Here is a 25,494-nt window from a genome sequence, read left to right on the forward strand (position 1 = left end):
CCCCTCCCGAACCGAAGGAAGACCCGCCCCCGTGAGCATCGAGATCAACAACGAGTCGAGCGTCCCCGTCGACGAGGCCGCCCTGCTGCGCCTCGCCGGCTACGCGCTCGACTCGCTCCACGTGCACCCCGACGCCGAGCTCGCGATCGTGCTCGTCGACGAGGGAGCGATGGAGCAGCTGCACGTGCAGTGGATGGACGAGCCGGGGCCGACCGACGTGCTCAGCTTCCCGATGGACGAGCTGCGCCCCGGCACCGAGGACGAGCAGACCCCCGCGGGGCTCCTGGGCGACATCGTGCTCTGCCCGCAGGTCGCGCAGTCGCAGGCCGAGTCGGCCGGCCACTCGGTGCTCGACGAGCTGCAGCTGCTGACCGCCCACGGGCTCCTGCACCTGCTCGGCTTCGACCACGCCGAGCCGGAGGAGGAGCGCGAGATGTTCGGCATCCAGCGCGACATCCTGGTCGGCTTCCACATCAGCGAGCGACGCCGCTAGAGCGCGCCGTGCCCACTCTCCAGCTCCTCATCGCCGCCCTCGCGCTCGTCGCCGTCGGCGGGTGGTTCGCCGCGACCGACGCCGCACTCGGCGTCCTCTCGCGCAGCGACCTGCTCGACATGGCCCAGCACTCCCGCAGCGCCCGCGCGCTCCGCGCGATCGCGGGCGACATGAGCGCCCACGTCAACGTCGTCAACTTCTCGCGGATCGCGGCCGAGACGACGGCCGCCGTGTTCGTCACCACGGTGCTGGTCGTCGAGGTGCCGCAGCTCTGGCTCGCGCTCCTGCTGGCGGTCCTCCTCATGGCGGCGGTCTCGTTCGTCCTGGTCGGCTCCAGCCCGCGCAGCGTCGGGCGCGCGAACGCCCGCGCGGTCCTGTCCACCAGCGCCTCGCTCGTGCACGTGCTCCGGCTCGCGCTGGGCCCGGTCGCGCACGGGCTCGTGGCCCTCGGCAACCGGGTGACCCCGGGGACGGGGCGCTCGGCGGGGTTCTCCTCCGAGGAGCAGCTGCTCAGCATGGTCGACGAGGCGACCGAGCAGGACGTGCTCGAGCAGGACGACCGCGAGCTGATCCACTCGATCTTCGAGTTCAACGACACCTTCGTGCGCGAGGTGATGGTGCCCCGCACCGACATGGTGACGATCGAGGCGACCTCCTCCGTCGGTGCGGGCATGGGGCTCCTGCTGAGCCGCGGCATCTCCCGGCTCCCCGTCATCGGCGACGGCGTCGACGACGTCCTCGGCGTGCTCTACCTGCGCGACGTGGCCCGGCACACCTACGAGCGGCCGGACGACGACGACACGGTCGCCGATCTCGCGCGCCCCGCGCTGTTCGTGCCCGAGTCGAAGAAGGCCGACGAGCTGCTCCGCCAGATGCAGCTCGAGTCCAACCACCTCGCGATGGTGGTCGACGAGTACGGCGGCATCGCGGGCCTGGTGACGCTGGAGGACCTCATCGAGGAGCTCGTCGGCGACATCTCCGACGAGTACGACCGCGAGGTCGACCTCTTCGAGGAGACGGCGCCCGGCGTCTACCGCGTCTCGGCGCGCCTGCCGGTGGACGAGCTCGGCGAGCTGTTCGAGCTCGACCTCGAGGACGACGACGTCGACTCGGTCGGCGGACTGCTGACCAAGGCCTACGGCCGCCTCCCCGAGCGCGGCGCGACGGCGCGGATCGGCGGAGTGCTGCTCGAGGCCGAGCAGGCGGACCCGCGCCGTGGGACCATCTCCACGGTGATCGTCCGCCGCGATCCCGATCTGGACACCGCCGGCGAGCCCGGCACCGGCCCCGTCGCGATCATCGCGGACGGCGGCACCACCACCCCCAGCCCGAGCACGGCTCCCACCCGCGGAGCCACGGGCGATCAGCACGAGGACGCACGATGACCGACACCACTCCCGCCGCCGCTCCCTACCGGGCGGGCTTCGTGTCCTTCGTCGGCCGCCCGAACGTGGGCAAGTCGACGCTCACGAACGCCCTCGTCGGCGAGAAGATCGCCATCACGAGCTCGAAGCCCCAGACCACGCGGCGCGCGATCCGCGGGGTGGTGCACCGCACCGACGGCCAGCTGATCGTCGTCGACACCCCCGGCATCCACCGGCCGCGCACGCTCCTCGGCGAGCGGCTCAACTCGCTCGTCACCTCGACCCTCGGCGACGTCGACGTGATCGGGATGCTTTTCCCGGCGGACGAGCCGATCGGCCCCGGCGACCGCTTCATCAACGAGCAGCTCGACTCCTTCCCGCGCGCCCGGAAGGTCGCGATCGTCTCGAAGGTCGACCTCTCCTCGAAGAAGTCGGTCGCGAAGCAGCTGCTCGCCGTCTCGGAGCTGCGCGAGTGGGACACCATCGTGCCGATCTCCGCCGTGACCGAGGAGCAGCTGGACGTCCTGGCCGTCGAGCTCCTGCGCCTGATGCCCGTCTCGCCCGCCCTCTACCCGGAGGAGGCGGTGACCGACGAGGACCTGTCCTCGCGGATCGCGGAGTTCATCCGCGAGGCCGCCCTCGAGGGCGTCTCGGACGAGCTGCCGCACTCCCTCGCCGTGACGCTCGACGACATGGTCGAGCGCGAGGACGGCTCGCTGATCGACATCTACGCCAACGTCTTCGTGGAGCGCGACAGTCAGAAGGGCATCATCATCGGCAAGGGCGGCCAGCGCCTGCGCGAGGTGGGCGCCGTCTCCCGTGAGCAGATCGAGCGCCTGCTGGGCCGCCGAGTGTTCCTCTCCATCCGGGTGAAGGTCGCCAAGGAGTGGCAGCGCGACCCGAAGCTCCTGGGGCGCCTGGGCTTCTGACGCCGGAGGGACGACGGCGGTCACCCTCCAGGACGACGCCCCCGGGCGCACGGACCCGTAGCGTGGTCCTCATGCGCGCCCTCCTCGACCGACCGGCGGCCCTGCCGATCGCCGGGGCGCTGCTCGCCGCCCTCCACCTGCTGCTCGGGCTCACCGGGGTCACTCCGACCGAGCGGATCGCTGGCGGCCTCGTGGTGGCGCTGGCCCTCGCGGTCGCGGGGTTCCTGCCCGCGCTCGCCCCCTCGCTCGTCGCGGTCGGCGCGCTCGCCGACGGGGGCGTCCTGCTGGGCGGCATCCCCGTCGACGGGGTTCTCGTCGGCCTGGTCGTCCTCTGGCAGACGACCCGCCGCGTAGGCCCCTGGACCCGTGCCCTGGCGCTCGCGGGCGGCCTCGTCCTCGCCGGGATCGGCGGCGTCACCGTCGCGCTCGGCCTCTCCGGCCCGCTCGATCCGTCCGGGCTCCCCGCCCGCGTGGAGTTCGTGGTCCTCGCCCTGGTCGCCCTCGCGGTCGCCTCCGTGCTCGGTGCGGCGAAGGTCCTCGTGTACCTCCACGCGCTGCGGACGCCGGTCCTCGCGGGCGATCGGATCGACGCGCTGCTGACCCGGGTCGCCGGCCCGCAGGACCCCTTCGCGGTGGGGGTCGCCGGCGGTCAGGCGCTGGTGCTCCTCCTCGTCGCCGGCCTCCCGTTCGCCGGGGTGGACGGCGCGATGCAGCTGCTGGTCGCGGGCGTGCTCGCGGTCGCGCTGGTGCTGCACCGGCGGTCACCGGTCCTCGCCCTCTCGATCGCCTGGGCCGGTGCCGCCCTGCAGATGAGCGCGAGCCTCGCTCCCGGACCGGCGGATCTGGCCATCCTGGCCGTCCTCTTCGGCGCCGGCGCGTCGGAGTCGCGGCGAGTGCGGATCGCGGGCGCGGTGTCGGCCGTCCTCGGCGCCGTGGTCGCCGTGGTCTACCTCGTCCTCGTCTTCGACCTCGTCGCGAGCGCCTACGACGGCCTGCTGTCGGCCGGCGCCACCTTCGGCGGGATCCTCGCGACGCTCGGCCTCTCCTGGACCATCGGCCTGCTCTCGCGGTCGGTCCGCCGGGCCCGGGAGGGCCAGACCCTGCGCGCGCAGGCCGAGCAGGAGCGCGCCCGAGCGCAGCGCGAGCTCGACACCGTGGAGGAGCGCAACCGGATCGCCCGCGACATGCACGACGTCGTCGCCCACTCCCTCGCCGTGGTGATCGCGCAGGCCGACGGCGCGCGCTACCTCGGCGCCACGAGTCCCGAGCAGACCGACGCCGCCCTGCTCACCATCTCCTCCGTCGCGCGGGACGCCCTCGGCGACGTCCGCATGCTCCTCGCGCAGCTGCGGCACTCGCAGAGCGACGGTCCGCAGCCCGGCGCACGCGATCTGCCGGCCCTTCTCGACAGCGTGGGCGGCGCCGGCGCCCCCGTCCGCGCCGAGCTCGACGTCGACCTCGAGGCCGTGCCGCGCGCCGTCGGGCTCGCCCTCTACCGCATCGCCCAGGAGGCGACCACGAACGCGCTCCGGCACGGGCGCCCGGGCTCCCCGCTCGACATCGCCCTGCGCCAGGACGGCGGCCAGCTCGCCCTGACAGTGCGGAACGCGCGGTGCGCCGACGCCGAGCGCGACTCCCTGCCCGGTGAGGGCCACGGCCTGGTCGGCATGCGCGAGCGCGCCGCGCTCGTCGGGGGAGTGCTCGCCGCCGGGCCGGTGGGGGACGACTTCGTCGTCGACGCGCGCCTGCCCTCCTCCCCGTCCCTCGTCCGCACCGCCCCACCCCTCGCCTCCGGAGGCAGCCCCGCATGACCGACACCATCCGCCTCGTCCTCGTCGACGACCAGGCCCTCTTCCGCGCCGGCATCCGCATGCTGCTCGGCTCGCAGCCCGACCTCGAGGTGGTCGGCGAGGCCTCGGACGGGGCCGAGGGCGCGGAGCTGGTGGCGCGGCTGGCCCCCGACGTGGTCCTGATGGACATCCGGATGCCGGGCGTCGACGGCATCGAGTCGACCCGTCGGATCCTCGCGGACGCGCAGGAGCGCCGGGTCGAGCCTCCGCGCATCCTCGTGCTGACCACCTTCGACCTCGACGAGGCCGCCGCGCGCGCCATCCGGGCGGGCGCGAGCGGCTTCCTCCTGAAGGACACGGAGCCCGGCTTCCTCCTCGCCTCCGTCCGCACCGTGCACGCGGGGACCGCGGTGGTCGCCGCCTCCGCGACCCGCGAGCTGTTCGAGCACTTCGGAGCGGCGGGCAGCGGACGCGAGACCCCGCCCGCCTTCGCGACCCTCACCGACCGCGAGCGCGAGATCTTCCACCTGGCCGCGCGGGGGATGAGCAACACCGAGATCGCGCGCGCCGAGTTCCTGAGCGAGGCGACGGTGAAGACGCACATCAGCCGCACCCTCGGCAAGCTCGGCCTGCGCGACCGTGTGCAGCTGGTGGTCTACGCCTACGAGAACGGCCTCGTCTCCTAGAGCGGGACGCCGGGGTGACGCGCCGCGGGGGCGGTGCTACCCTGACCGGGTGCGCTTCGGACAGCTCCTCCTTCTCCGCCGCGACGAGATCTGATCCTCAGGCCATCCTCGTCGCGGAGTCCGTCGTCGGCTGAACCATCCCTCGCCCGCGAGGTCGATCCGCATCCGGATCCCCGCGAGACCGCCCGACCGGCACCGCCCACCAGCGGAGCCGCGCGCGAGCGGGATCGGTCACGAGCGAGAACAGACACGTGCGCACCACTGCGCCGGGAGAGCACCTCATGCTGAACAACCAGAAGCCGTCGCCCATGCCGATCGGCAAGTACCGTCCCTTCCACGAGCTGATCGCCGTGGATCTGCCCGACCGCACCTGGCCGTCGAAGCGCATCACCACCGCGCCCCGCTGGTGCGCCGTGGACCTCCGCGACGGCAACCAGGCGCTCATCGATCCGATGAGCCCCGAGCGCAAGCGCATCATGTTCGATCTGCTGGTCCGGATGGGCTACAAGGAGATCGAGGTCGGGTTCCCGAGCGCGAGCCAGACCGACTTCGACTTCGTGCGCAGCCTCATCGAGGAGGGCGCGATCCCCGAGGACGTCACGATCCAGGTGCTGACCCAGGCCCGCGACCACCTGATCGAGCGAACCTACGAGTCGATCCGCGGTGCCCGCCAGGCGATCGTGCACCTCTACAACTCCACGAGCGTGCTGCAGCGCGAGGTCGTGTTCCGGAAGGACCGCCAGGGCATCATCGACATCGCACTGGCCGGCGCCCGCAAGTGCCGCGAGATGGAGTCGACCGTCCCCGGCACGGCCGTCTACTACGAGTACTCGCCCGAGAGCTACACCGGCACCGAGCTCGACTTCGCCCGCGAGATCTGCGACCGCGTCGTCGAGGTCTTCGAGCCGACTCCCGAGCGCAAGGTCATCCTGAACCTGCCCGCCACCGTCGAGATGGCCACCCCGAACGTCTACGCCGACTCGATCGAGTGGATGAGCCGCAACCTCGCTCAGCGCGAGAACATCGTGCTGTCGCTGCACCCCCACAACGACCGCGGCACGGCCGTGGCGGCCGCCGAGCTGGGCTACCTGGCCGGCGCCGACCGGATCGAGGGCTGCCTCTTCGGCAACGGCGAGCGCACCGGCAACGTCGACCTGGTCGCGCTGGGCGTGAACCTGTTCACCCAGGGGATCGACCCGCAGATCGACTTCAGCGACATGGACGGCATCAAGCGCACCGCCGAGTACTGCAACCAGCTGCCCGTGCCCGAGCGCAGCCCCTGGGCGGGCGACCTGGTCTTCACCGCCTTCAGCGGCTCGCACCAGGACGCCATCAAGAAGGGCTTCGAGGCGATGCAGGCCGAGGCCGAGCGGACCGGCCGCAGCGTCGACGAGCTCACCTGGGCCGTGCCGTACCTGCCGGTCGACCCGAAGGACCTGGGCCGCTCCTACGAGGCGGTCATCCGCGTCAACTCGCAGTCCGGCAAGGGCGGAGTCGCGTACCTGCTGAAGACGGACCACGCGCTCGATCTGCCGCGCCGGCTGCAGATCGAGTTCTCGGGCGTCGTGCAGGCCAAGACCGACGCCGAGGGCGGCGAGGTCACGAGCGAGCAGATCTGGACGGTGTTCCAGGACGAGTACCTGCCGGCGCCCGCCGAGCGCGCCGATGAGAAGTGGGGACGCTTCGAGCTGCTGCGCACGAACACGTCGAGCGATCTGGGCGGCAGCATCGCGTTGGACGCGGTCCTCCGGGTGGGCGACGAGAGCGTCTCGGCCAGCTCGCGGGGCAACGGCCCGATCAACGCCTTCGAGGCCGTGCTGGAGCAGCAGGGCGTCGAGGTGCGGGTCCTCGACTACGTCGAGCACGCTCTCAGCGCCGGTGGCGACGCGCTGGCCGCCTCGTACGTCGAGTGCACGGTGAACGGACGCACTCTGTGGGGCGTGGGCGTGGACGCCGACATCTCGACCGCCTCCCTCAAGGCCATCGTCTCGGCCGTCAACCGCGCCCTGCGCGAGGAGGTCCCGGTCCGCGAGCTGGCCGGCGCCTCCGCCTGATCGGGCCCGATCCCCGCCGGGGGAGCCGTGACGGGTCGCGGCTCCCTCGGCGTTCCGGTGCGCGGACCGCGCGGAACGCCGCTCCCTGCGTCCGAGTCGGGCGCCGCTAGCTCCGGCGGCGCCAGCGCAGGCGCGGCACCCCGCTGAGCGCGCGCTGCTCGGGCAGGCTCCAGCCGTAGCGGACCGCGAGCAGGCGGATGACCGTGGTCACGCCCACCGCGAGCGGCGCGGCGAAGTCGATCGTCACTCCGAAGCGCAGCGCCAGGACCAAGACCCCCGTGCCCACCGAGGCGGCGACCGCGTAGAGCGAGCCGACGTGCATCAGCGCGATCGGCCGGTTCAGCAGGATGTCGCGGACGACGGATCCGCCGACGGCCGAGACGGTGCCGACGAACACCGCTGGAACCTCCGGCACACCGAGCGACAGGGCCTTCGTGGTGCCGATCGCGCCGAAGAGCCCGAGGGTCAGCGCGTCGAGGGCGGTGATCGTCCCGTCGACCCGGTTCAGCAGGTGCTGGAGCAGCATGCCCAGCAGGGAGGCGGTCACCGCGACGATCAGGTACGCGTCGGTGTGCAGGGCCACCAGGGGCGTCTGGAGCAGCAGGTCGCGGAGCACGCCGCCGCCGAGGCCGGTGGCCGTGCCGATGATCGTGACGCCGAGCAGGTCGATCCGGCGGTCGCGGAACTCGCCCGCGAACATCGCGCCCTGGAGGCAGCCGATGGCGATCGCGAGCAGGTCGGCCCAGGCCGGGATCTCGAAGAGGGAGGCTGCCACCCGGACATCGTTCCACGGCACGGGCCCTGCTCCGGCCGGGCTGCCAGCCGGGTGTCGGGGGTCGGGGGGATAATCGGGGAATGCCCACCTATCGCGACGAAGCCGTGGTGCTCCGCACGCACAAGCTGGGCGAGGCCGACCGCATCGTGACGCTGCTCTCGCGCAGCCACGGCAAGATCCGCGCGGTGGCGAAGGGCGTGCGCAAGACCGGCTCGAAGTTCGGCTCACGGCTCGAGCCGTTCATGGTCGCCGACCTCCAGCTCTACGAGGGCCGGAGCCTCGACATCGTCACGCAGGCCGAGTCGCTCGGCGCCTACGGTGCGCTGATCGCCGCCGACTACGACAGCTACACCGCGGCGAGCGCGATGGTCGAGACGGCCGACCGCCTCACCGACGCGGACGCCTCCCTGCAGCAGTACCTCCTGCTCGTCGGGGCCCTGCGCTCGCTCTCGAAGCACGAGCACGAGCCGGTGCTGACGCTCGACTCCTACCTCCTGCGGGCGCTCTCGATCGCGGGCTGGGCGCCCAGCTTCGAGGACTGCGCGCGTTGCGGCGCCCCCGGACCCCACGGCGCGGTCGTGGTGCAGCTCGGTGGCGTCGTCTGCACCGACTGCACGCCTCCCGGCGCGCCGAGGGTCGCTCCGGAGGTCGTGGTCCTGCTGGGAGCGCTGCTCACGGGAGACTGGGCCCACGCCGAGACCACCGAGCCGACCACGCGGTCGCGGGCGAGCGGAGTGGTCGCCGCCTACACGCAGTTCCACCTCGAACGCGGTCTGAGATCCCTGGAGCACGTCACCCGATGAAGCCCTTCACCCACAAGGACGCCGAGCCGTACCGCCCTCTCGACTGGACCGGGATCCACCCGCCCGCGATCCCGCGGAAGGCCGTCCCGGGGCACGTCGCGATCGTGATGGACGGCAACGGCCGCTGGGCGAACTCGCGCGGGCTGACGCGGATCGAGGGGCACAAGCGCGGCGAGACGGCGCTGCTGGACGTCGTGGCCGGAGCGATCCAGATCGGCGTGAAGCACCTCAGCGTCTACGCGTTCTCGACCGAGAACTGGAAGCGCTCGCCCGAGGAGGTGCGCTTCCTGATGGGCTTCAACCGCGACGTGCTGCACCGCCGCCGCGATCAGCTCAACGAGTGGGGCGTGCGCATCCGCTGGGCCGGCCGGAAGCCGCGCCTGTGGGCCTCGGTGATCACCGAGCTGCAGTTCGCCGAGCGGATGACCGCGGACAACGACGTGCTCACCCTCACCATGTGCGTCAACTACGGCGGGCGCACCGAGATCGCCGACGCGGTGCAGCGGCTCGCCGCCGAGGTCCAGGCGGGGCGGCTCAAGCCCTCCGGCATCTCCGAGAAGACGATCGCCCGGGCGCTCTACGTGCCCGAGATGCCCGACGTCGACCTCTTCGTGCGCTCCTCCGGCGAGCAGCGCACCAGCAACTTCCTGCTCTGGCAGAGCGCCTACGCCGAGATGGTGTTCCTCGACCGGCTCTGGCCGGACTTCACGCGGACCGACCTCTGGGACGCGATCGAGCACTACTCCGGCCGCTCCCGCCGCTTCGGCGGCGCGGTCGACGTGCCGGGGGCCTCCTCGTGATCCGGGCCGGGATCGTCGGCTTCGGGCTCGCCGGCAGCGTCTTCCACGGTCCGTTCCTCGCGGCCGACCCGGCGTTCGAGGTCGTCGCCGTCTCCACGCGCGACGCCGGTCGGATCGCCGCGGCCTCCGCCGCGCATCCGGGCGCCCGGATCGTGCCCGACCTCGACGCGGTGCTCGCCGAGCGGCCGGAGCTGGTCGTCCTCGCCTCGCCGCCGTCGGTGCACCGGGAGCAGGCCGTCCGGGTGCTCGAGGCCGGGGTCGCCGTCGTGATCGACAAGCCCTTCGCGCCGAGCACGGCCGACGCGGACGCGATCATCGCCGCCTCCGAGCGGAGCGGGGCGCCCGTCTTCGTCTTCCAGAACCGGCGCTGGGACGCCGATCTCCTCACGCTCCGCCGCCTCCTCGGCGAAGGGGTCCTCGGCGAGGTCCTCCGCTTCGAGTCGACCTTCGAGCGCTGGAGCGCGCCGAAGACGGGCCGGTGGCAGAGCGGGACAGGTCCGGCAGAGGGCGGAGGGATCCTCTTCGATCTCGGCAGCCACCTGGTCGATCAGGCGCTGGTGCTGTTCGGCCCGGCCGTCGTGACGGCGGCCGAGACCCGGACCGTCCACGAGGGCTCGGCGAGCGAGGACGACGCGTTCGTCTCGCTCCTGCATCACAGCGGCGTCCGCTCCCACCTCACCATGAGCCGGGTCGCCCGGGCGACCGGCCCCCGCTTCCGCGTGCTCGGCACGCGTGCCGCGTTCAGCGTCGGCGGTCTCGATCCGCAGGAGACCGCGCTCCGCACCGGCGGCGCCCGACCGGACGACGAGGGCTTCGGCGAGGTCGCGCCGGAGGCCTGGGGCGTCCTGGTCGACGACTCCGGCTCCCACTCCGTGCCCAGCGAGCGGGGACGCTACGCCGCGTTCCTCGAGCAGGTCACCCGGTCGCTCCGGGAGGGCGCTCCCTCGCCGGTCGACGTCCGCGAGGCCCGCGAGGTCGTCGCCGTGCTCGAGCAGGCGCACGCCCTCGCCGCCCGCTGACCGGGGCCGCCGCCGACGCGCCCGGTCGCTCCCCGGTCTTGGCGATCCGGCTCCGGAGCGTCATCCTCGAGAGGTGAGCACCGCACTGCCGAACCACGCCGACCTGCGCGCGCGCTTCGCCGGTGCCCGCGGCTACCACAACGCCTGCACCCTCGGTCTGCCGCCGCGGGAGACCGTCGAGGCGCTGCGGGCCGACCTCGACGGCTGGTCGTCCGGGGAGAGCACGGCCGCCGCCTACGGTGCTGTCGCCGAGCGCGCGCGAGCCTCGTTCGCCGCGATCGCCGGCGTCCCGGTCGACCGTGTCGCGATCGGCTCGCAGACCTCCGCCATGGCCGCCGTGCTCGCCGCCTCGCTGCCCGACGGGGCCCGCGTGCTCTGCGTGGACGGCGACTTCTCCTCCATCGTGTTCCCGTTCCTCGCCCAGGCGCACCGCGGAGTGACCGTGCGCTCCGTCGCGCTCGACGCGCTGGCCGACTCCGTCGAGCACGAGGACGACCTCGTCGTCTTCTCCGCCGTGCAGTCCAGCAGCGGAGCCCTCGCGGATCTCGACGCCGTCCTCGAGGCGGCCGCGCGCCACGGGGTGCGGACCGCGTGCGACCTCACGCAGGCGGCCGGCGTCCTGCCGGTCGACGCCTCCCGCTTCGACGCGACCCTCACCCACGCCTACAAGTGGCTGTGCTCGCCGCGCGGAGTGGCGTTCCTCACCGTCTCGCCGGCCTACGCGGCCGAGCTCGTCCCCGTGCAGGCGGGCTGGTACTCGGGGGAGGACGTGTGGTCGTCCTGCTACGGACCGGCCATGCACCTGGCCGAGAACGCCCGCCGCTTCGACGTCTCGCCGGCCTGGCAGGCGTTCGCCGGAGCCGAGGCGTCGCTCTCCCTGTTCCGCTCGCTCGACCTCGACACGGTCTGGGCCCACGCCTCCGGCCTCGGCGACCGGCTGTGCGAGCGGCTGGACCGCGAGCCCCAGCACCGGGCGCTCGTCTCCTGGCCGGACGAGGGGGGAGCGGACCTGGAGCGGCTGCAGGCCGCGGGTCTGCGCGTCTCGGGCCGCGGCGGCCGGCTCCGCATCGCCTTCCACCTCTGGAACGACGAGTCCGACGTGGACGAGCTCGTCCGCGTGCTGCGGGAATAGCGGGGCGCCCGCTCCGTTGTCCTGGGGGTGAGTGCTGCGCCGAGCCCCCTGTCCGTCGACGTCTGGTCCGACATCGCCTGCCCCTGGTGCTACATCGGGAAGCGACGGTTCGAGCGAGGGCTCGAGGCCTTCCGCGCCGCGCACCCGGAGGCTCCGGAGGTCGTCGTCGAGTACCGCAGCTTCGAGCTCTCGCCGGACACGCCGGAGGACTACCGCGGGGGAGAGGCGGCGTTCCTCGCCGAGCACAAGGGGATCCCGGAGGCGCAGGCACAGCAGATGCTCGATTCCGTCACGGCGATCGCGGCGAGCGTCGGCCTCGACTACCACTTCGAGTCGGTGCGTCACGTCAAGACGGTCACCGCCCACCAGGCGCTCCACCACGCCAAGGAGAACGGACTGCAGCTCGAGCTCGTCGAGCGTCTGATGAGCGCGTACTTCGTCGAGGGCCGCGACCTGGCCGATCCGGACGTGCTCGCCGCGCTCGCCGGCGAGGTCGGGCTCGACCCGGCCCGGACGCGCCGCGCTCTCGAGGACCAGCGCTACCTCGGGCGCGTGCAGTCCGACATCGCCCAGGCCCGCGAGTACGGGATCTCGGGGGTGCCGTTCTTCGTCCTCGACGGGCGCTTCGGCGTCTCCGGCGCCCAGGAGCCGGCGGCGTTCACCGAGGTGCTCGAGCACGTGCTGGAGCAGCGGGCGGCCGTCGCATGAGCGGGCCGTTCGAGATGCTCGGCGACTCCGGCGGGGCGCTGTGCGAGGACGGCGTCTGCGCCGTGCCGCCCGCGGAAGCGGAACCGCAGGCCGAGGTGCCGCCGATCAGCGCGGAGGCTCCTCCACGGTGATGTCGGCCACGATCGCGCCGTAGGCGGACACGAGGGCGTCCGCGTCGACGAAGGCGCTGCGGCCGTCGGCGCCCGCTCCCATCGCGACGCGGCGGCCGAGGATCCGCTCGTCGGCGTAGACCGGCCAGGCCGTCGTGGAGCCGATCGGCGTGATGGCGCCGCGCCGGTAGCCGGTCGCCTCGAGGGCGGCCGTCTCGTCCGGGAGGCGGAGCCTGTTCACCCCGACCACCGCGCGCAGCTTCGGCCACGCGATCTGCCGCCCGCCGGGAACCAGGGCGAACAGGTAGCCGCCGTCGTGGCGCTTCACCACGAGCGACTTCACGATGTCGCCGGGCTCGATGCCGAGCAGCGCGGCCGCCTCGTGCAGGCTGCCGGAACCCGGCCTCTCCACGATCTCGACCGCCAGGCCGCGGGCGGACGCGTCCGCCTCCAGTCGCTGCGAACCGTCCTCCACGGATGCGCTCCCGCTCATCTCTCCACCTCTCCGCTCGTCACTTAGCCTTCCCCAACACAGGATCTGGGAGAATCGATACCGATGTCCTCCACTCTCACGGCCGCCCCGCCCGCGCGCACCGCGCCGGCGCTCCGGATCGGCCCCCTCGAACTCGACGCGCCGGTGGTGCTCGCCCCCATGGCGGGCATCACCAACACGGCGTTCCGCCGCCTCTGCCGCGAGTTCGGCAACGGCCTCTACGTGAGCGAGATGATCACCTCCCGCGCGCTCGTCGAGCGCACGCCGGAGTCGATGCGCCTCATCCGCCACCACCCCAGCGAGTCGGTGCGCTCGATCCAGCTCTACGGAGTGGACCCGGTCACGGTCGCCGAGGCCGTCACCCTGCTCGTCGCCGAGGACCGGGCCGACCACATCGACCTCAACTTCGGCTGCCCCGTGCCCAAGGTCACCCGGAAGGGCGGGGGAGCGGCTCTGCCGTGGAAGCTCCCGCTGTTCCGGCAGATCGTCGAGGGCGCGGTGAAGGCCGCGGGCGACGTCCCGCTCACCGTCAAGATGCGCAAGGGCATCGACCCGGACCATCTCACCTACCTCGAGGCCGCCCGTGCCGCCGAGGGCGCCGGAGTCGCGTCGATCGCGCTGCACGCACGCACCGCCTCCGAGTTCTACAGCGGGCACGCCGACTGGTCGGCGATCGCCACGCTCAAGGAGACGGTCACGAGCGTGCCCGTGCTGGGCAACGGCGACATCTGGTCGGCCGAGGACGCGCTGCGGATGATGGCCGAGACGGGCTGCGACGGAGTCGTCGTCGGTCGCGGCTGCCTCGGGCGCCCCTGGCTCTTCGGCGACCTCGCCGCCGCGTTCGCCGGCTCCGACGACCGGTTCCGTCCCTCGCTCGGGCAGGTCGCCGAGGCGTTCCGGCGCCACGCGGAGCTGCTCGTCGACTTCTTCGAGAGCGAGGAGCGCGGCTGCCGCGACATCCGCAAGCACGTCGCCTGGTACTTCAAGGGCTACGCCGTCGGCGGCGACCTCCGCGCCCGCCTGGCCACCGTCGAGTCGCTCGCGCAGCTCGACGAGCTGCTGGCGACACTCGACTGGACGCAGCCCTACCCGGGCGAGGCGGCCGAGGGGCAGCGGGGCCGCGCCGGCTCGCCCAAGGTCCCCTCCCTCCCGGACCGCTGGCTCGAGTCCCGCGAGCTCGACGCCGGGCAGCGCGACGCGGTCTCGGCCGCCGAGATCCACCACAGCGGTGGATGACCGCGCGCTCTGGGGGTACTCGCTCGTCGACACCGAGCGATTCCTGCCGGAGGACCACTCGACCCGCCGCTCGGACTTCGCCCGCGACCGCGCCCGGCTCTTCCACTCCAGCGCGCTCCGCCGGCTGGCCGCGAAGACCCAGGTGCTCAGCCCCACCGCGGGCGTCGACTTCGCGCGCAACCGACTGACCCACTCCCTCGAGGTGGCCCAGATCGGCCGCGAGCTCGCCACGAGCCTCGACCTCGACCCCGACGTCGTCGACACGGCCTGCCTCGCGCACGACATCGGGCACCCGCCGTTCGGCCACAACGGCGAGCGCGCACTCAACACCTGGGCCGAGGGGATCGGCGGCTTCGAGGGCAACGCGCAGACCTTCCGGCTGCTCACGCGGCTCGAGCCGAAGGTGTTCGGCGACGACGCCCGCCCCTACGGACTGAACCTCACCCGCGCCAGCATCGACGCGAGCTGCAAGTACCCCTGGCCCGACACGCGCTCGGTCGCCGACCCGTCGGGGCGCGCCAAATTCGGCTTCTACGCCGACGACGCCCCCGCATTCGCCTGGATGCGGGAGGGCGCCCCCGAAGGCGTGCGCTGCATCGAGGCCGAGGTGATGGACCTCTCCGACGACATCGCCTACTCCGTGCACGACTTCGAGGACGCGGTGGTCTCCGGCTACATCGACGTCGAAGCACTCGGCTCCCGCGCCGACCACGAGGACCTCGTGCAGTCCATGCACTCCTGGGTCGGCGGGGAGGTCGGACACGACGAGCTCGTCGCCGCCTTCGACCGTCTCGACTCGCTCGACGTGTGGGTCTCCTCCTGGGACGGCTCCCGCCGCGACCAGGCCCGGCTCAAGAACCTGACCAGCCAGCTCATCGGCCGCTTCGCCGCCGCCGCCACCGAGGCCACCCGCGAGGCGTACCAGCACCCCGACCTCGTCCGCTTCGGCGGCCACGTCGTCGTCCCCCGCGAGCAGCAGGCCGAGATCGCCGTGCTCAAGGGGATCGTCGCGACGTTCGTGATGTCGCGGAACACCCGCCAGCCCATCTACGCCCAGCAGCGCGAAGTCCTCACCCGCCTCGCCGACACGCTCCTCGACCGCGGCCCGGGAACCCTCGAGCCCGGCTTCGCCGAGGACTGGCACGCCGCCCCCGACGACGACGCCCGCCGCCGCGTCGTCGTCGACCAGGTCGCCAACCTCACCGACCAGAGCGCCCTCGCCTGGTTCGAGAGGCTGTGTTGAACTCCACGCCGGTCCTTGCCCGGCGTGGCGCGGTCGGCTTTTCGACGGGGTGCGTTTCGTAGGGCGGGGTGCGTCCGCCTAGGGCGATCCGCTGGTACGCGGATCGGCCGTTCGGCGGTGCCGTGGGCACGCCGGTCCTTGCCCGGCGTGGCGCGGTCGGCTTTTCGATGGGGTGCGTTTCGTAGGGCGGGGTGCGTCCGCCTAGGGCGATCCGCTGGTACGCGGATCGGCCGTTCGGCGGTGCCGAGGGCACGCCCGTTGCGGCCCGGCGTCACCGTGGTCGACGTGGCGACAGGGGGCGAGTGGTGGAGCAGGTGCGTCCGCCTAGGGCGATCCGCTGGCACGCGGATCGGCCGTTCGGGGGTGCCGGGGCGCGCCCGTTGCGGCCCGGCGTCACCGTGGTCGACATGGCGACAGGGGGCGAGCGGTGGAGCAGGTGCGCCCGCCCGGGGCGGTCTGCGGGCGGGCGGATCGGACTGTCGGCCAGGGGCGCCGCTCGGCGGGCGCGAGGGAGCGCGGGGGCGGCGGGTACGGTGAGGGCGTGGGAGCGGAGCGGACACGGCAGCGGATCCTCGAGGCGGCGACGGAGGAGTTCGCGGCGCACGGGCTGGCGGGAGCACGGGTCGACCGCATCGCGGCACGATCGGGGATGAGCAAGCCGATGCTGTACTCGCACTTCGGAGCGAAGGAACGGCTGTTCGACGCGGTGTTCGACGAGCACGTGCTCGCCAACGCCCAGCGGGTGCCCTTCACTGCGGCGGACCCCGCGGGCTACGCGAGACGGCTCTACGACGACTACCTGGCCGACCCGGCGCTGATGCGCCTGGTCATGTGGAAGCGTCTCGAGCAGGAACCGGCCGGCTACCTGTACGAGGGCAACGAGGGCATCGACGAGGCGAACCTGGCCGACATCGCGGAGCAGCAGCGCGCCGGCGTCCTCCGGCCCGACCTCGACCCGGCCGACCTCTGGACGCTCCTCATCGCGACCGCCGCGGCCTGGGCCCAGGGCTCCGTCACCACGGTCGCCGACCCCGGCGACCCGGACCCGGTGCACCAGCGCCGACGAGCGGCGCTGGGAGAGGTCGTCGACGCGGCCCTGCGACTCCGCTGACGATCCCGCGGAACCTACCAACCGGTAGGTAGTCTTTCCGGCATGCTCACCACCGCACTCCTCGCCGAGCGTCCCGGCGACTCCCTCCGCCCCGCCGTCATCGAGCGGCGCGAGCTGCGCGCCGACGACCTCGACGTCCGCGTCGACTTCTGCGGCGTCTGCCACAGCGACCTCCACGCGCTGGGCGCGGACGCGGGATTCCCGCTGGTGCCCGGCCACGAGTTCGTCGGCGAGGTCCTCGCCGTCGGCTCGGGAGTCACGGCGTTCCGCCCGGGCGACGCGGTCGCGGTGGGGAACATCGTCGACTCGTGCGGCGAGTGCGGCATGTGCCGCGCGGGTCAGGAGAACTTCTGCGCGCGCTTCCCGACTCTCACCTACGGCGGTGCGGACCGGGTCGACGGGACGCCGACGCTCGGGGCCTACTCCGGCCGGTACGTCGTGAGCGAGCGGTTCGCCTACGCGCTCCCCGAGGGCCTGGATCCGGCAGCGGCCGCACCGCTGCTCTGCGCGGGGATCACGGTCTGGGAGCCGTTGAGAGCGTCGGGAGTCGGGCCCGGGACCCGCCTCGGTGTGGCGGGCCTCGGCGGACTCGGCCACCTGGCGGTCCGCCTCGGCGCGGCTCTCGGCGCCGAGGTCACGCTCCTGACCACGTCACCGGGCAAGGAGGCCGACGCCCGCCGGCTCGGAGCGCAGCACGTCGTCGTCACGACCGACACGGAGGCGCTCGCCGCCGCCCGCGACTCGCTCGACGTCGTGATCGACACTGTGTCCGCCCCGCACGACCCGGCACCGTACCTGCGCGTGCTCGCCCTCGACGGCACCCTGTTCCTCCTCGGGCACCTCGGCACGGTGACGCTCGACGTCCTGGACCTGCTCGTCGGCCGGAAGCGGCTCGCCTCGGCCGGGAGCGGAGGGCGCCGGTACACGCAGGATCTGCTCGACTTCTGCGCCGCTGAGGGCGTCACCGCGGAGGTGGAGGTGCTGCCGGTCGCGGAGATCGGGTCCGCCCTCCGCCGGCTGGCGCGGAACGACGTGCGCTACCGGTTCGTCCTCGACCTCCGCGGCATCGACGACGACCGCCGGTGACGCCACGGGCCGAGGATCAGCCGGCGAGCAGCTGCCCGTAGCGCTCCTCCGGGTCGAGGGCGAGGCCGGCCTTGACGCTGCGGGCGATGTCGTCGGCGAGCACTTCGGAGTCGCCGCGCTCGAGGCCGTCGAGGGCGGCGGTCACGATCGCCTCGGGCGAGGACTTGGGCGCGTCCGTCCAGGACGCCATGTCGGTGTCGACGAACCCCATGTGCAGGCCGAGGACCTGGGTGCCCTGCTCGGCGAGAGCGAGGCGGAGGCCGTCGGTCGCGCTCCACGCCGCGGCCTTCGACATCGAGTAGGACTCGGCGCCCGGGAACGACGTGAAGGACGACACGGACAGCACGTTGAGCACGGCGCCGCCGCCCGCGCGGCGCAGGTGGCCGGCGAAGGCGCGGGCCAGCAGAAGCGGTCCGAACGCGTTCGTCTCGACGGTCCGGCGGATCTCGGCGATGTCACCGGTCAGGAAGGGAACGGTCGGCGCGATGCCCGCGTTGTTGACGAGGATCTGCAGGTCGCCGAGTTCGGCGGCCAGCTGCTCGATGCGCGCCGGGTCCGTGACGTCGAGGGCGACGGGGACCACGCCCTCGCTCACCGGGATCGAGGAGACGTCACGGGCGGCGGCGTAGACGGTGCGGGCCCCGCGGGCGCGGAGCTGCCGGACGAACTCGGCGCCGATGCCCCGGTTGGCGCCGGTGACGAGGGCGGTGGAGTCGTGGATCTGCATGGTGTCCCGCTTTCTGTAGCGATCGATAAAGAACGTGTGGCGAGGACGCTAGCACATTCCGTAGCGCCTGCTATAGATTGGTGCTCATGGCAGGACGACCGAGGAGCTTCGACCGCGAGGCGGCGCTGCGGACCGCGATGAACCGCTTCTGGAGCGACGGCTACGACGAGACCACGGTCGCGGTGCTCACCCGCGACATCGGCATCTCGGCACCGAGCCTCTACGCCGCCTTCGGCGACAAGGACGAGCTCTTCGAGGCCGCAGCCGTCTGCTACTCCGGCACCGCGAACGCCGTGCTCGAGGAGATGCTCGACCGGCCGACCGCGCGGGAGGCCGTCGCCGCCGTCGTCCGCGTCAGCGCGGAGGGGTACTCCGCGCCCGGAACTCCGGCGGGCTGCTTCGTGCTGAGCGAACCGCGGCTCGAGGCTCGTCGCCGCGAGATGGAGGCGCTCATCGCCGCCCGGGTCGAGCGCGGGATCGAGGAGGGCGACGTGCCGCCGGAGACGGACGCCGGATCCGTCGCCGCCTTCGTCGTCGCCGTGCTCAGCGGGATGTCGACGCAGGCCCGCGACGGAGCACCGGCGGACCGCATCGCGGGCATCGGCGAGCTCGCACTCGGCGCGCTGCCGGCGGCCACGGGCGGGCGAGCTGCAGGGCGCACGCAGAAAGCCCCCGGATGAGGCCGCGTCGTCCCCGTCTCGGCCTCCTCGCCCTCGTCGTCGCCGGCCTGCTGCTGGTCCAGCCCGCCGCGGCCTCGGCGGCACCCCTGCTGCCTCCCGCGAACGGCGTCCTCGACTACCAGCTCGGAGGCGCCTACGCTCCGGCGTCGAGCGTCACGATCGTCGACCGCGATCGCACGGACGCGCCCGCCGCCGGCCGGTACAGCATCTGCTACGTCAACGCCTTCCAGACCCAGCCCGGAGAGAGCGCCGCCTTCGCGAAGCGGCACCCCGAGCTCCTGGTGAGGAGAGCGGACGGGAAGCCCCTCGCCGACCCGGGCTGGCCGGACGAGTACCTCTTCGACGTCTCGACCTCCGCGAAGCGGACCGCTCTGCTCGCGATCGTCGGCGCCTGGATCGACGGATGCGCCGAGGACGGCTTCGACGCCGTCGAGGCCGACAATCTGGACAGCTACACCCGCTCGGGCGGGAGGCTGACGACGTCGCAGGCGCTGGCGTTCGCCACCCTCCTGACGGCGCGCGCTCACCGCGCCGGCCTGGCGATCGGCCAGAAGAACGGGGCCGACCTCGCCGCTGCCGGGAAGAGGACGGTCGGCTTCGACTTCGCGGTCGTCGAGGAGTGCCAGGTCTACGACGAGTGCACGGCCTACACGGACGCCTACGGGCGACAGGTCTCCGAGATCGAGTACACCGACAACGGCCGGTCGGCCTACGCCGAGGCCTGCGCCGCGCAGGGCCGGAGCATCTCGGTCACCCTCCGCGACCGCGACGTCGTTCCCCGTGGCGCAGCGGGGTACGTGAACCGGCACTGCTGACGCCTGGCCGACGCTACTGCAGCGCTCCCAGCACGACGGCCGCGGCGCGGGCGACGAGCGCGTCGTCGTAGTCCGCCTTGGGGTCGTTGCGCGCCGTGAGGATCGACAGCACGACCGCGTCCCGCCCGGGCGGCGTCACCACGGCGACGTCGTTGCGGATCCCGCCGGCGCCTCCGGACTTGTCCGCGACGCTCCAGCCGGCCGGAGCACCCGCCCGGACGAGCGTGTCGCCGGTCGCGTTGCCGCTCATCCAGGCGAGCAGGAGCGCGCGGTCCTCTGCGGACAGCACCTCACCCGTGGCGACCGCGGCGAGGTCCGCGGTGAACGCGGCCGGGGTGGTGGTGTCCTCGATGCTGCCGGGCTCGATCGTGTTCAACGCGGGCTCCTCGTTCACCACCTCGGTGGTGGTGTCGCCGAGAGCCTCGAGTCCGCGGTCGAGCGCGGAGGGTCCGCCGATGCGCCGGAGCACCAGATTCAGCGCCGTGTTGTCGCTCCGGCGGACCGCCGCCTCGGCGAGCTGCGACAGCGGCAGGCCGGTGGCGGTGCTCTCCTCCGTGACGGGGGAGTAGCCCGCTGCCTCGACGTCGGCGGCGGTCCAGGTGACCACCTCGTCCCGCTCAGCGGCGGGGGCCGTGCGCAGGAACTCCGCCACGGCGAGGGCCTTGAGGCTCGAGGCGTAGCCGAAGCGCTCGTTCGACCGGTGCTCGATGCGGCGGCCCGAGCCGGTGTCGACCGCGCTGACGCCGATCCGGGCGTCGAACTCGCTCTCGAGCGCGGCCAGCTCAGCGGAGACGTCGATCGGAGGAGGGGTGGCGGAGGGTGCCGGCGACGACACGGAGGCGGACGACGCAGGCGTGAACGGGGTGTCCACCGTGCCGGTGCACCCGGCGAGGGCCAGGAGGAGGGCGGGCCCCGCGAGTGCGCGGAGGCTGCGCGACGACGCTCTCGAACGGTTCACAGCGCGGAGTAGACGACGAAGAAGGCGACGGCGGCCGCCGCGGTGGCGCCGAGCGCCGCGAGCCGGACGAGTGCCCGGGGCCTCCTCCGCACGACGGCCAGGACGAGGAAGCCCGCGCCCAGGACGACCTGGATCCACCAGTACACCGGACTCGTGGTGTCGGCGACCGCGCCCAGCGCCCAGACGCCCTCGCCGATCAGCACGCCCGAGAGCGGCGCGACGGCCAGGACGCGCCACATCGTCGAGCCGTGGAGGGTGAGGGCGGCGGCGGCCCCCAGGATCGGCCCGGCGGGGACGGCGAGCAGCCAGAAGACGTCGGTGAAGGGGAGCGAGTAGCCGAAGCCGCGCGCCGCGGTCACGAGGTCGTAGCCCTCGAGCAGCGCCCAGAAGCTCAGCAGTCCGAGCGCGGCCGCCGCCACCGGCCGAGCGCCGCCGAGGCGCACGAGCGCGAACACGAGCATCGACCAGCCCCCGGAGGAGTTGGCGAACGAGCTCACCGACGGCGGGAGGGAGCCCTGCAGCAGGCTGGTGAGCCCGCCCAGGACGAGCCCGCCGAGCAGGGCGACGAGCAGAGCGCGCAGGAGGGGCGGGCGGGAGGCGGCAGGGGGCATGGGTCGATTCTCGGAGACAGCGGGAGGGGGCGGATCAGGGATGACCCTGATCTCGGGGTGCGGGGCCCCGGAGGCGCGCAGGCTCAGTCGAGCACGGCGTAGGCCTCGAGCTCGACCAGCACGTCGGGCTCGAAGAGGAAGTCGACACCGATCGCGGACAGCGGGGGCAGCGGGTCGGGGAGCCGGAGCTCCTCGCGGACCTGCTCGATCCCGGCGGCCCACGCGGTGAACATCTCCGGAGTGGACCGCGTGAGGAAGAACCGCAGCCGGACCACGTCGTCGAAGGTGGCGCCCGCTCCGGCGAGCCCGCGGGCCGTGTTGCGCAGCACCTGCGCGACCTGGCCGGCGAGGTCGTCCGGCGCGAGCCGGTTCCCCTGGCCGTCGCGGGCGATCTGGCCCGCCACGTGGACGTGCCGGGCGCCCGTGGCCACGGAGATGTGGGCGTAGTTCACGGGCTGGAGCATGCCCTCGGGGGAGGAGGTGGTGACGGTCATGACGACTTCTCTCGATAGGCGGTTCCCTCTGTCTACCTGGTGTGCTCAGGGCACTTCGACGAGACGAGGTGGCATGGACGACACCGCTCCGACCGTCACCGAGCTGCTGCAGGTCGACGCTCCGCATCGCGAGCTGCTCGACGAGCTCCTCGACAAGTGGTCGCTCCAGGTGCTCGACCAGCTCTGCGAGCGGCCCTTGCGGTTCAACGAGCTGCGCCGAGCGGTGCCGGCCGTCGGGCAGAAGTCGCTCACCGCTGCGCTCCGCGGGCTGGAGCGGAACGGGATGATCGAGCGGGTGGTGCTCGGCACCCGACCGGTCGCGGTCGAGTACCGGATCTCTCCGATCGGCGACACGCTCAACGAGCTCGTCGACGCGCTCCTGCGGTGGACGGACCGGCAGCTCCCCGCGGTGCAGGAGGCGCGCGCCCGGTACGACGGCGCCCTGTGACGCGGGCGGAGCAGGGCGGCCGCTCCGCCCGCGCCGCCTAGGCGAGACCGCCGTTGACGAAGACGACCTGCCCGTTGATCCAGCGGCCGGGACCCGCCAGGAACGCGACGGTCTCGGCGATGTCCTCGGGCTGCCCGAGCCGCTCCAGCGGGACGGCTCCGGCGAGTCGCGCCACCTCCTCCTCCGACTTCCCGTCGAGGAACAGGGGAGTGGCGGTCGGCCCCGGAGCCACGGCGTTGACGGTGATGTCCCGGCCCCGGAGCTCGCGGGCGAGGACGAGGGTCATCGCCTCCACCGCCGCCTTCGACGCGACGTACGGGGCGTAGGTCGGGAACGACGTGCGCGTCACGCTGGTCGAGAAGGTGATGATCGCGCCGCCGGGGCGGAGCCTCGCCGCGGCGAGCTGCGCGAGGACGAAGGGCCCGCGGATGTTGGTGCGGTGCATCCGGTCGAGGTCCGCGAGGTCGAAGGTCGCGACGGGCCCGAGGATCATGATCCCCGCGGTGTTGACCACCACGTCCAGACCGCCGAGCGCCTCCTCGGCCTCGCTGAAGGCCGCGGCCATCGCGGTCTCGTCCGCGACGTCGCCGCCGACGACGACGGCCTCGACGCCCGCCTCCCGGGCTCGCGCCGCGACGCTCTCGGCGCGGTCGCGGTTGCCGGAGTAGTGCACCGCGACCGAGAAGCCGTCGCGGGCGAGGCGCTCGACGACGGCGCGCCCGATGCCTCCGGAGCCGCCGGTCACGAGAGCGGTGCGAGGCTGGTGCTGTGCGGTCATCGGGTCTCTCCCTGGGTCGTGGTGTCGGTGGGGGCGAGCAGGTCCTGCATGCGGATCCTCTCGTAGAACTCGCGGCGCACGGCGTCCCCCAGCTCGAAGACGCGGGCGGCGCCGTCGTCGGCCGGATCGATGACGACCCGGAAGGGGCGCGAGCCGCGGGGCAGGTCGATCACCCGCGCGATCTCGGCGGCGACCTCCTCCGGGTCGGCGTCGTCGGGGGCGAGCTCGGCGAGGCGGGCCGAGACGTCCTCCATCAGACCCGGGTAGCGGTCCTCGTACGCGGAGGCGATGTCGGCGCGCTCCGCCCGTCCGGCGTGGGCGAAGTGGTTGGTCCCGGTCGTGTACGACCCCGGGACGACGATCACGGTGTCGATCCCGAAGCGCGCCACCTCCACCGCGTAGCCGACCGCGAGCGCGTCCTCCGCGGCCTTCGCGGCGAAGTACGGCCCGAGGTAGGGCGGCGTGCCGCCCCGCGAGCTCGACGAGCCCACCCACACCAGCAGACCCTCCTCCTGGGCGCGGAGGATCGGCAGGACCGCGTGGTTCAGCCGCTGCGTCGAGAGGACGTTGACGTCGTAGGCCGCGGCGAGCTGCTCCACCGTGAAGGCCTCGGTCGGCCCGAGGACCATGTGGCCGGCGTTGTGGACGACGACGTCGATCCTGTCGCTCTCGTCCGCGATGCGGGCGACGGCGGCGTCGACGGAGGCCTGGTCGGACACGTCGAGCTCGATCGGGCGCAGGTCGACGCCGTGCTGCTCGGCGAAGTCGCGGGCCTCCTGGGCGGCCGGAGCGTTGCGGGTGCCGAGGGAGCGCATCCCGGCGTACACGCGATGCCCGGCGAGGGCGAGCCTGCGGACGGTCATTGCTCCGAAGCCGCTCGAGGCGCCGGAGACGATCACGACTTTCGACATGGTGGTCCTTTCATGGGGGAGGAGGGACGGTCCCACTCTCGGGCGGGCGGGACCGCCGCGGTGTCGCGGTCCTGCGGAGGACGAGCGCGATCCTGCGGAACGACGGTCACGAGGCGGCGGGCGAGCGGAGGGCCGCGTAGAGCTCCTCGGGCGAGCGGTCCAGCAGGGCCTTCACCCCGGCGGTCTCCTCGTCGAGCGCCTCCTCGCGGCCCGCCGCCAGTGCGTCGAGGGCGAGCGAGACGGCCGCCTCCGGACTCGCCTTCGGGATCTCCCAGCCGGCCATCATGTCGGTGTCGGTCGAGGACAGGTGCACGGCCAGGACCTGCGTCCCCTGCGCGGCCAGCTCGAGCCGGGTGCTGTTGGTCAGCTGCCACTCCGCGGCCTTCGCCGCCGCGTAGGCGCCGTTGCCCGGGTAGGTGCGGAAGGACAGCAGCGACAGGACCGAGACGATCGCGCCGCCGCCGTTGCTCCCGAGGATCGGGGCGAAGGCGCGCGTCATGCCGAGGACCCCGTAGAAGTGGGTGTCCATCTCCGCACGGATGAGCTCGAGATCGCCGGTGACGAGGTCCTGCAGGGTGGGGATCCCCGCGTTGTTGACGAGCAGGTCGACGTCGCGGGCCCGGGCTGCGGCGGCGGCGATCTGCCGGGGATCGGTGATGTCCAGCTCGAGGGTCACGACGCGCGGGTCGGCGTCGAATCCCGCGAGAGACGGGGGCCGTCGCGCTGTCGCGTAGACGCGCTCGGCGCCCCGGTCGAGGAGCTGGTCGACGAAGCGGGCACCGAGGCCCCGGTTCGCGCCGGTGACGAGTGCGGTCGATCCTGTGATGTCCATGTCGTCGACCGTGAGATCTGACATCAGTGTCAGCTGCAAGGGGTCGGAGGAGAACGGATGAGGATCGGCGAGCTCGCGGAGCGCACGGGAGTGAGCGTGCGTTCACTCCGCTACTACGAGACGCGGGAGCTGATCCGCTCCTGCCGGACGGACGGCGGTCAGCGCGTCTACGAGCAGGACGCCGTCGACCGGGTCCTGCTGATCCAGCAGCTGTTCCGGGCGGGCCTGGGCAGCGCCGAGGTCGTGCAGCTCCTCCCGTGCATCTACTCCGGCACCACGACCCGGGCGATGCTCGGGCTCCTCGAACGGGAGCACGCCCGCCTCGACGCCCAGATCGAGGACCTGGTCGCGACGCGGGACCGCCTCGCGGAGCTGCGCGTGGACGCCGCGGGGCGCCTGGCCGCCTGA

The 25,494-nt window shown here is 73.0% G+C and carries 28 protein-coding genes; 19 read left to right on the forward strand and 9 right to left on the reverse strand.

The genetic code is table 11. The annotated features are described in order from the left end of the window. The first annotated feature begins 31 nt into the window (after positions 1-31). The 6 genes from ybeY to leuA all read left to right on the forward strand — a co-directional run bounded on the left by ybeY (position 32) and on the right by leuA (position 7,316). Positions 32-493: an rRNA maturation RNase YbeY gene (gene ybeY, locus C5D44_RS09140; RefSeq protein ID WP_104223424.1), complete on the forward strand. Its 462-nt coding sequence runs from the start codon at positions 32-34 to the stop codon at positions 491-493. 8 nt (positions 494-501) lie between these two features. Then, positions 502-1,878, forward strand: coding sequence for a hemolysin family protein (locus C5D44_RS09145; RefSeq protein WP_104281460.1), 1,377 nt, complete (start codon positions 502-504; stop codon positions 1,876-1,878). Continuing rightward, positions 1,875-2,786 (forward strand): GTPase Era, encoded by a 912-nt coding sequence (gene era, locus C5D44_RS09150; protein WP_104223426.1) that lies wholly within the window; start codon positions 1,875-1,877, stop codon positions 2,784-2,786. The genes C5D44_RS09145 and era overlap by 4 nt, the downstream gene beginning before the upstream one ends. A 71-nt stretch (positions 2,787-2,857) precedes the next feature. Continuing rightward, a complete protein-coding gene (locus C5D44_RS09155; protein ID WP_146088015.1) occupies positions 2,858-4,597 on the forward strand; it encodes a histidine kinase in 1,740 nt (579 codons plus the stop codon). Next, positions 4,594-5,262 (forward strand): response regulator transcription factor, encoded by a 669-nt coding sequence (locus C5D44_RS09160; RefSeq protein ID WP_104234459.1) that lies wholly within the window; start codon positions 4,594-4,596, stop codon positions 5,260-5,262. The genes C5D44_RS09155 and C5D44_RS09160 overlap by 4 nt, the downstream gene beginning before the upstream one ends. A 281-nt stretch (positions 5,263-5,543) precedes the next feature. Then, positions 5,544-7,316 (forward strand): 2-isopropylmalate synthase, encoded by a 1,773-nt coding sequence (gene leuA, locus C5D44_RS09165; RefSeq protein ID WP_104276824.1) that lies wholly within the window; start codon positions 5,544-5,546, stop codon positions 7,314-7,316. Between the two features lie 106 nt (positions 7,317-7,422). On the opposite strand, the gene C5D44_RS09170 is transcribed toward leuA, so the two are convergent. Beyond that, positions 7,423-8,091, reverse strand: coding sequence for a trimeric intracellular cation channel family protein (locus C5D44_RS09170; RefSeq protein WP_104276823.1), 669 nt, complete (start codon positions 8,089-8,091; stop codon positions 7,423-7,425). 80 nt (positions 8,092-8,171) lie between these two features. Between C5D44_RS09170 and recO the strand changes: the two genes are divergently transcribed. From recO to C5D44_RS09195, 5 genes are all read left to right on the forward strand, one after another. Then, entirely contained in the window at positions 8,172-8,894 is a 723-nt protein-coding gene (gene recO / locus C5D44_RS09175; protein ID WP_104276822.1) for a DNA repair protein RecO, read from the forward strand. Beyond that, positions 8,891-9,694: an isoprenyl transferase gene (locus C5D44_RS09180; RefSeq protein WP_104276821.1), complete on the forward strand. Its 804-nt coding sequence runs from the start codon at positions 8,891-8,893 to the stop codon at positions 9,692-9,694. Before recO ends, C5D44_RS09180 begins: the two co-directional genes overlap by 4 nt. Further along, entirely contained in the window at positions 9,691-10,713 is a 1,023-nt protein-coding gene (locus tag C5D44_RS09185; RefSeq protein WP_104281462.1) for a Gfo/Idh/MocA family oxidoreductase, read from the forward strand. The genes C5D44_RS09180 and C5D44_RS09185 overlap by 4 nt, the downstream gene beginning before the upstream one ends. A 73-nt stretch (positions 10,714-10,786) precedes the next feature. Beyond that, on the forward strand, positions 10,787-11,845 hold the full coding sequence (locus tag C5D44_RS09190; protein WP_104276819.1) for an aminotransferase class V-fold PLP-dependent enzyme: 1,059 nt from the start codon (positions 10,787-10,789) through the stop codon (positions 11,843-11,845). A gap of 27 nt (positions 11,846-11,872) precedes the next feature. Then, entirely contained in the window at positions 11,873-12,553 is a 681-nt protein-coding gene (locus C5D44_RS09195) for a DsbA family protein (RefSeq protein ID WP_104276818.1), read from the forward strand. 105 nt (positions 12,554-12,658) lie between these two features. Here C5D44_RS09195 and C5D44_RS09200 read toward each other — a convergent pair whose 3' ends face one another. Next, complete coding sequence (locus C5D44_RS09200) at positions 12,659-13,156, reverse strand: aminoacyl-tRNA deacylase (protein WP_104281463.1); 498 nt, start codon at positions 13,154-13,156, stop codon at positions 12,659-12,661. Positions 13,157-13,219: 63 nt separating this feature from the next. Between C5D44_RS09200 and dusB the strand changes: the two genes are divergently transcribed. From dusB to C5D44_RS09220, 4 genes are all read left to right on the forward strand, one after another. Further along, positions 13,220-14,392 carry a tRNA dihydrouridine synthase DusB gene (dusB, locus tag C5D44_RS09205; RefSeq protein ID WP_104281464.1) on the forward strand — a complete coding sequence of 391 codons (1,173 nt, stop codon included), beginning with the start codon at positions 13,220-13,222 and terminating at the stop codon, positions 14,390-14,392. After that, positions 14,385-15,635 carry a deoxyguanosinetriphosphate triphosphohydrolase gene (locus tag C5D44_RS09210; RefSeq protein ID WP_104223438.1) on the forward strand — a complete coding sequence of 417 codons (1,251 nt, stop codon included), beginning with the start codon at positions 14,385-14,387 and terminating at the stop codon, positions 15,633-15,635. Before dusB ends, C5D44_RS09210 begins: the two co-directional genes overlap by 8 nt. 541 nt (positions 15,636-16,176) lie before the next feature. Next, positions 16,177-16,746 (forward strand): TetR family transcriptional regulator, encoded by a 570-nt coding sequence (locus C5D44_RS09215; RefSeq protein WP_104281465.1) that lies wholly within the window; start codon positions 16,177-16,179, stop codon positions 16,744-16,746. A gap of 42 nt (positions 16,747-16,788) precedes the next feature. Then, positions 16,789-17,832, forward strand: coding sequence for an NAD(P)-dependent alcohol dehydrogenase (locus tag C5D44_RS09220; protein WP_104281466.1), 1,044 nt, complete (start codon positions 16,789-16,791; stop codon positions 17,830-17,832). 16 nt (positions 17,833-17,848) lie between these two features. Here C5D44_RS09220 and C5D44_RS09225 read toward each other — a convergent pair whose 3' ends face one another. After that, positions 17,849-18,559 (reverse strand): SDR family oxidoreductase, encoded by a 711-nt coding sequence (locus C5D44_RS09225; RefSeq protein WP_104276812.1) that lies wholly within the window; start codon positions 18,557-18,559, stop codon positions 17,849-17,851. A gap of 86 nt (positions 18,560-18,645) precedes the next feature. Here C5D44_RS09225 and C5D44_RS09230 point away from each other — a divergent pair, with 86 nt between their 5' ends. Beyond that, on the forward strand, positions 18,646-19,239 hold the full coding sequence (locus tag C5D44_RS09230; RefSeq protein ID WP_146088016.1) for a TetR/AcrR family transcriptional regulator: 594 nt from the start codon (positions 18,646-18,648) through the stop codon (positions 19,237-19,239). Continuing rightward, positions 19,236-20,054 carry an endo alpha-1,4 polygalactosaminidase gene (locus tag C5D44_RS09235; RefSeq protein ID WP_104281468.1) on the forward strand — a complete coding sequence of 273 codons (819 nt, stop codon included), beginning with the start codon at positions 19,236-19,238 and terminating at the stop codon, positions 20,052-20,054. The genes C5D44_RS09230 and C5D44_RS09235 overlap by 4 nt, the downstream gene beginning before the upstream one ends. 13 nt (positions 20,055-20,067) lie before the next feature. On the opposite strand, the gene bla is transcribed toward C5D44_RS09235, so the two are convergent. From bla to C5D44_RS09250, 3 genes are all read right to left on the reverse strand, one after another. Beyond that, positions 20,068-21,012 carry a class A beta-lactamase gene (gene bla, locus C5D44_RS09240; RefSeq protein WP_104281469.1) on the reverse strand — a complete coding sequence of 315 codons (945 nt, stop codon included), beginning with the start codon at positions 21,010-21,012 and terminating at the stop codon, positions 20,068-20,070. Then, positions 21,009-21,623 carry a DUF6518 family protein gene (locus tag C5D44_RS09245; RefSeq protein ID WP_104281470.1) on the reverse strand — a complete coding sequence of 205 codons (615 nt, stop codon included), beginning with the start codon at positions 21,621-21,623 and terminating at the stop codon, positions 21,009-21,011. Before C5D44_RS09245 ends, bla begins: the two co-directional genes overlap by 4 nt. Positions 21,624-21,706: 83 nt before the next feature. After that, on the reverse strand, positions 21,707-22,117 hold the full coding sequence (locus tag C5D44_RS09250; protein WP_104281471.1) for a Rid family hydrolase: 411 nt from the start codon (positions 22,115-22,117) through the stop codon (positions 21,707-21,709). A 73-nt stretch (positions 22,118-22,190) separates the two neighbouring features. Here C5D44_RS09250 and C5D44_RS09255 point away from each other — a divergent pair, with 73 nt between their 5' ends. Further along, on the forward strand, positions 22,191-22,565 hold the full coding sequence (locus tag C5D44_RS09255) for a helix-turn-helix domain-containing protein (protein WP_104281472.1): 375 nt from the start codon (positions 22,191-22,193) through the stop codon (positions 22,563-22,565). 37 nt (positions 22,566-22,602) lie between these two features. Here C5D44_RS09255 and C5D44_RS09260 read toward each other — a convergent pair whose 3' ends face one another. The 3 genes from C5D44_RS09260 to C5D44_RS09270 all read right to left on the reverse strand — a co-directional run bounded on the left by C5D44_RS09260 (position 22,603) and on the right by C5D44_RS09270 (position 25,110). Further along, on the reverse strand, positions 22,603-23,343 hold the full coding sequence (locus tag C5D44_RS09260; protein ID WP_104281473.1) for an SDR family oxidoreductase: 741 nt from the start codon (positions 23,341-23,343) through the stop codon (positions 22,603-22,605). Beyond that, a complete protein-coding gene (locus tag C5D44_RS09265) occupies positions 23,340-24,254 on the reverse strand; it encodes an SDR family oxidoreductase (RefSeq protein WP_104281474.1) in 915 nt (304 codons plus the stop codon). The genes C5D44_RS09260 and C5D44_RS09265 overlap by 4 nt, the downstream gene beginning before the upstream one ends. 106 nt (positions 24,255-24,360) lie before the next feature. Next, positions 24,361-25,110 (reverse strand): SDR family oxidoreductase, encoded by a 750-nt coding sequence (locus tag C5D44_RS09270; protein ID WP_258065216.1) that lies wholly within the window; start codon positions 25,108-25,110, stop codon positions 24,361-24,363. A 33-nt stretch (positions 25,111-25,143) separates the two neighbouring features. Between C5D44_RS09270 and C5D44_RS09275 the strand changes: the two genes are divergently transcribed. After that, entirely contained in the window at positions 25,144-25,494 is a 351-nt protein-coding gene (locus tag C5D44_RS09275) for a MerR family transcriptional regulator (protein WP_104281475.1), read from the forward strand.

Source organism: Rathayibacter sp. AY1B5 (assembly GCF_002932795.1).
Taxonomy (GTDB): Bacteria; Actinomycetota; Actinomycetes; order Actinomycetales; family Microbacteriaceae; genus Rathayibacter.

Coding starts and splice junctions, on each gene's coding strand:
- C5D44_RS09275 (WP_104281475.1), top strand. CDS start 25,144: ATGAGGATCGGCGAGCTCGCGGAGCGCACGGGAGTGAGCGTGCGTTCA.
- era (WP_104223426.1), top strand. CDS start 1,875: ATGACCGACACCACTCCCGCCGCCGCTCCCTACCGGGCGGGCTTCGTG.
- C5D44_RS09225 (WP_104276812.1), bottom strand. CDS start 18,559: ATGCAGATCCACGACTCCACCGCCCTCGTCACCGGCGCCAACCGGGGC.
- leuA (WP_104276824.1), top strand. CDS start 5,544: ATGCTGAACAACCAGAAGCCGTCGCCCATGCCGATCGGCAAGTACCGT.
- recO (WP_104276822.1), top strand. CDS start 8,172: ATGCCCACCTATCGCGACGAAGCCGTGGTGCTCCGCACGCACAAGCTG.
- C5D44_RS09220 (WP_104281466.1), top strand. CDS start 16,789: ATGCTCACCACCGCACTCCTCGCCGAGCGTCCCGGCGACTCCCTCCGC.
- C5D44_RS09155 (WP_146088015.1), top strand. CDS start 2,858: ATGCGCGCCCTCCTCGACCGACCGGCGGCCCTGCCGATCGCCGGGGCG.
- C5D44_RS09235 (WP_104281468.1), top strand. CDS start 19,236: ATGAGGCCGCGTCGTCCCCGTCTCGGCCTCCTCGCCCTCGTCGTCGCC.
- C5D44_RS09160 (WP_104234459.1), top strand. CDS start 4,594: ATGACCGACACCATCCGCCTCGTCCTCGTCGACGACCAGGCCCTCTTC.
- C5D44_RS09255 (WP_104281472.1), top strand. CDS start 22,191: ATGGACGACACCGCTCCGACCGTCACCGAGCTGCTGCAGGTCGACGCT.
- C5D44_RS09270 (WP_258065216.1), bottom strand. CDS start 25,110: ATGTCAGATCTCACGGTCGACGACATGGACATCACAGGATCGACCGCA.
- C5D44_RS09260 (WP_104281473.1), bottom strand. CDS start 23,343: ATGACCGCACAGCACCAGCCTCGCACCGCTCTCGTGACCGGCGGCTCC.
- C5D44_RS09265 (WP_104281474.1), bottom strand. CDS start 24,254: ATGTCGAAAGTCGTGATCGTCTCCGGCGCCTCGAGCGGCTTCGGAGCA.
- C5D44_RS09180 (WP_104276821.1), top strand. CDS start 8,891: ATGAAGCCCTTCACCCACAAGGACGCCGAGCCGTACCGCCCTCTCGAC.
- C5D44_RS09250 (WP_104281471.1), bottom strand. CDS start 22,117: ATGACCGTCACCACCTCCTCCCCCGAGGGCATGCTCCAGCCCGTGAAC.
- C5D44_RS09200 (WP_104281463.1), bottom strand. CDS start 13,156: ATGAGCGGGAGCGCATCCGTGGAGGACGGTTCGCAGCGACTGGAGGCG.
- dusB (WP_104281464.1), top strand. CDS start 13,220: ATGTCCTCCACTCTCACGGCCGCCCCGCCCGCGCGCACCGCGCCGGCG.
- C5D44_RS09245 (WP_104281470.1), bottom strand. CDS start 21,623: ATGCCCCCTGCCGCCTCCCGCCCGCCCCTCCTGCGCGCTCTGCTCGTC.
- C5D44_RS09230 (WP_146088016.1), top strand. CDS start 18,646: ATGGCAGGACGACCGAGGAGCTTCGACCGCGAGGCGGCGCTGCGGACC.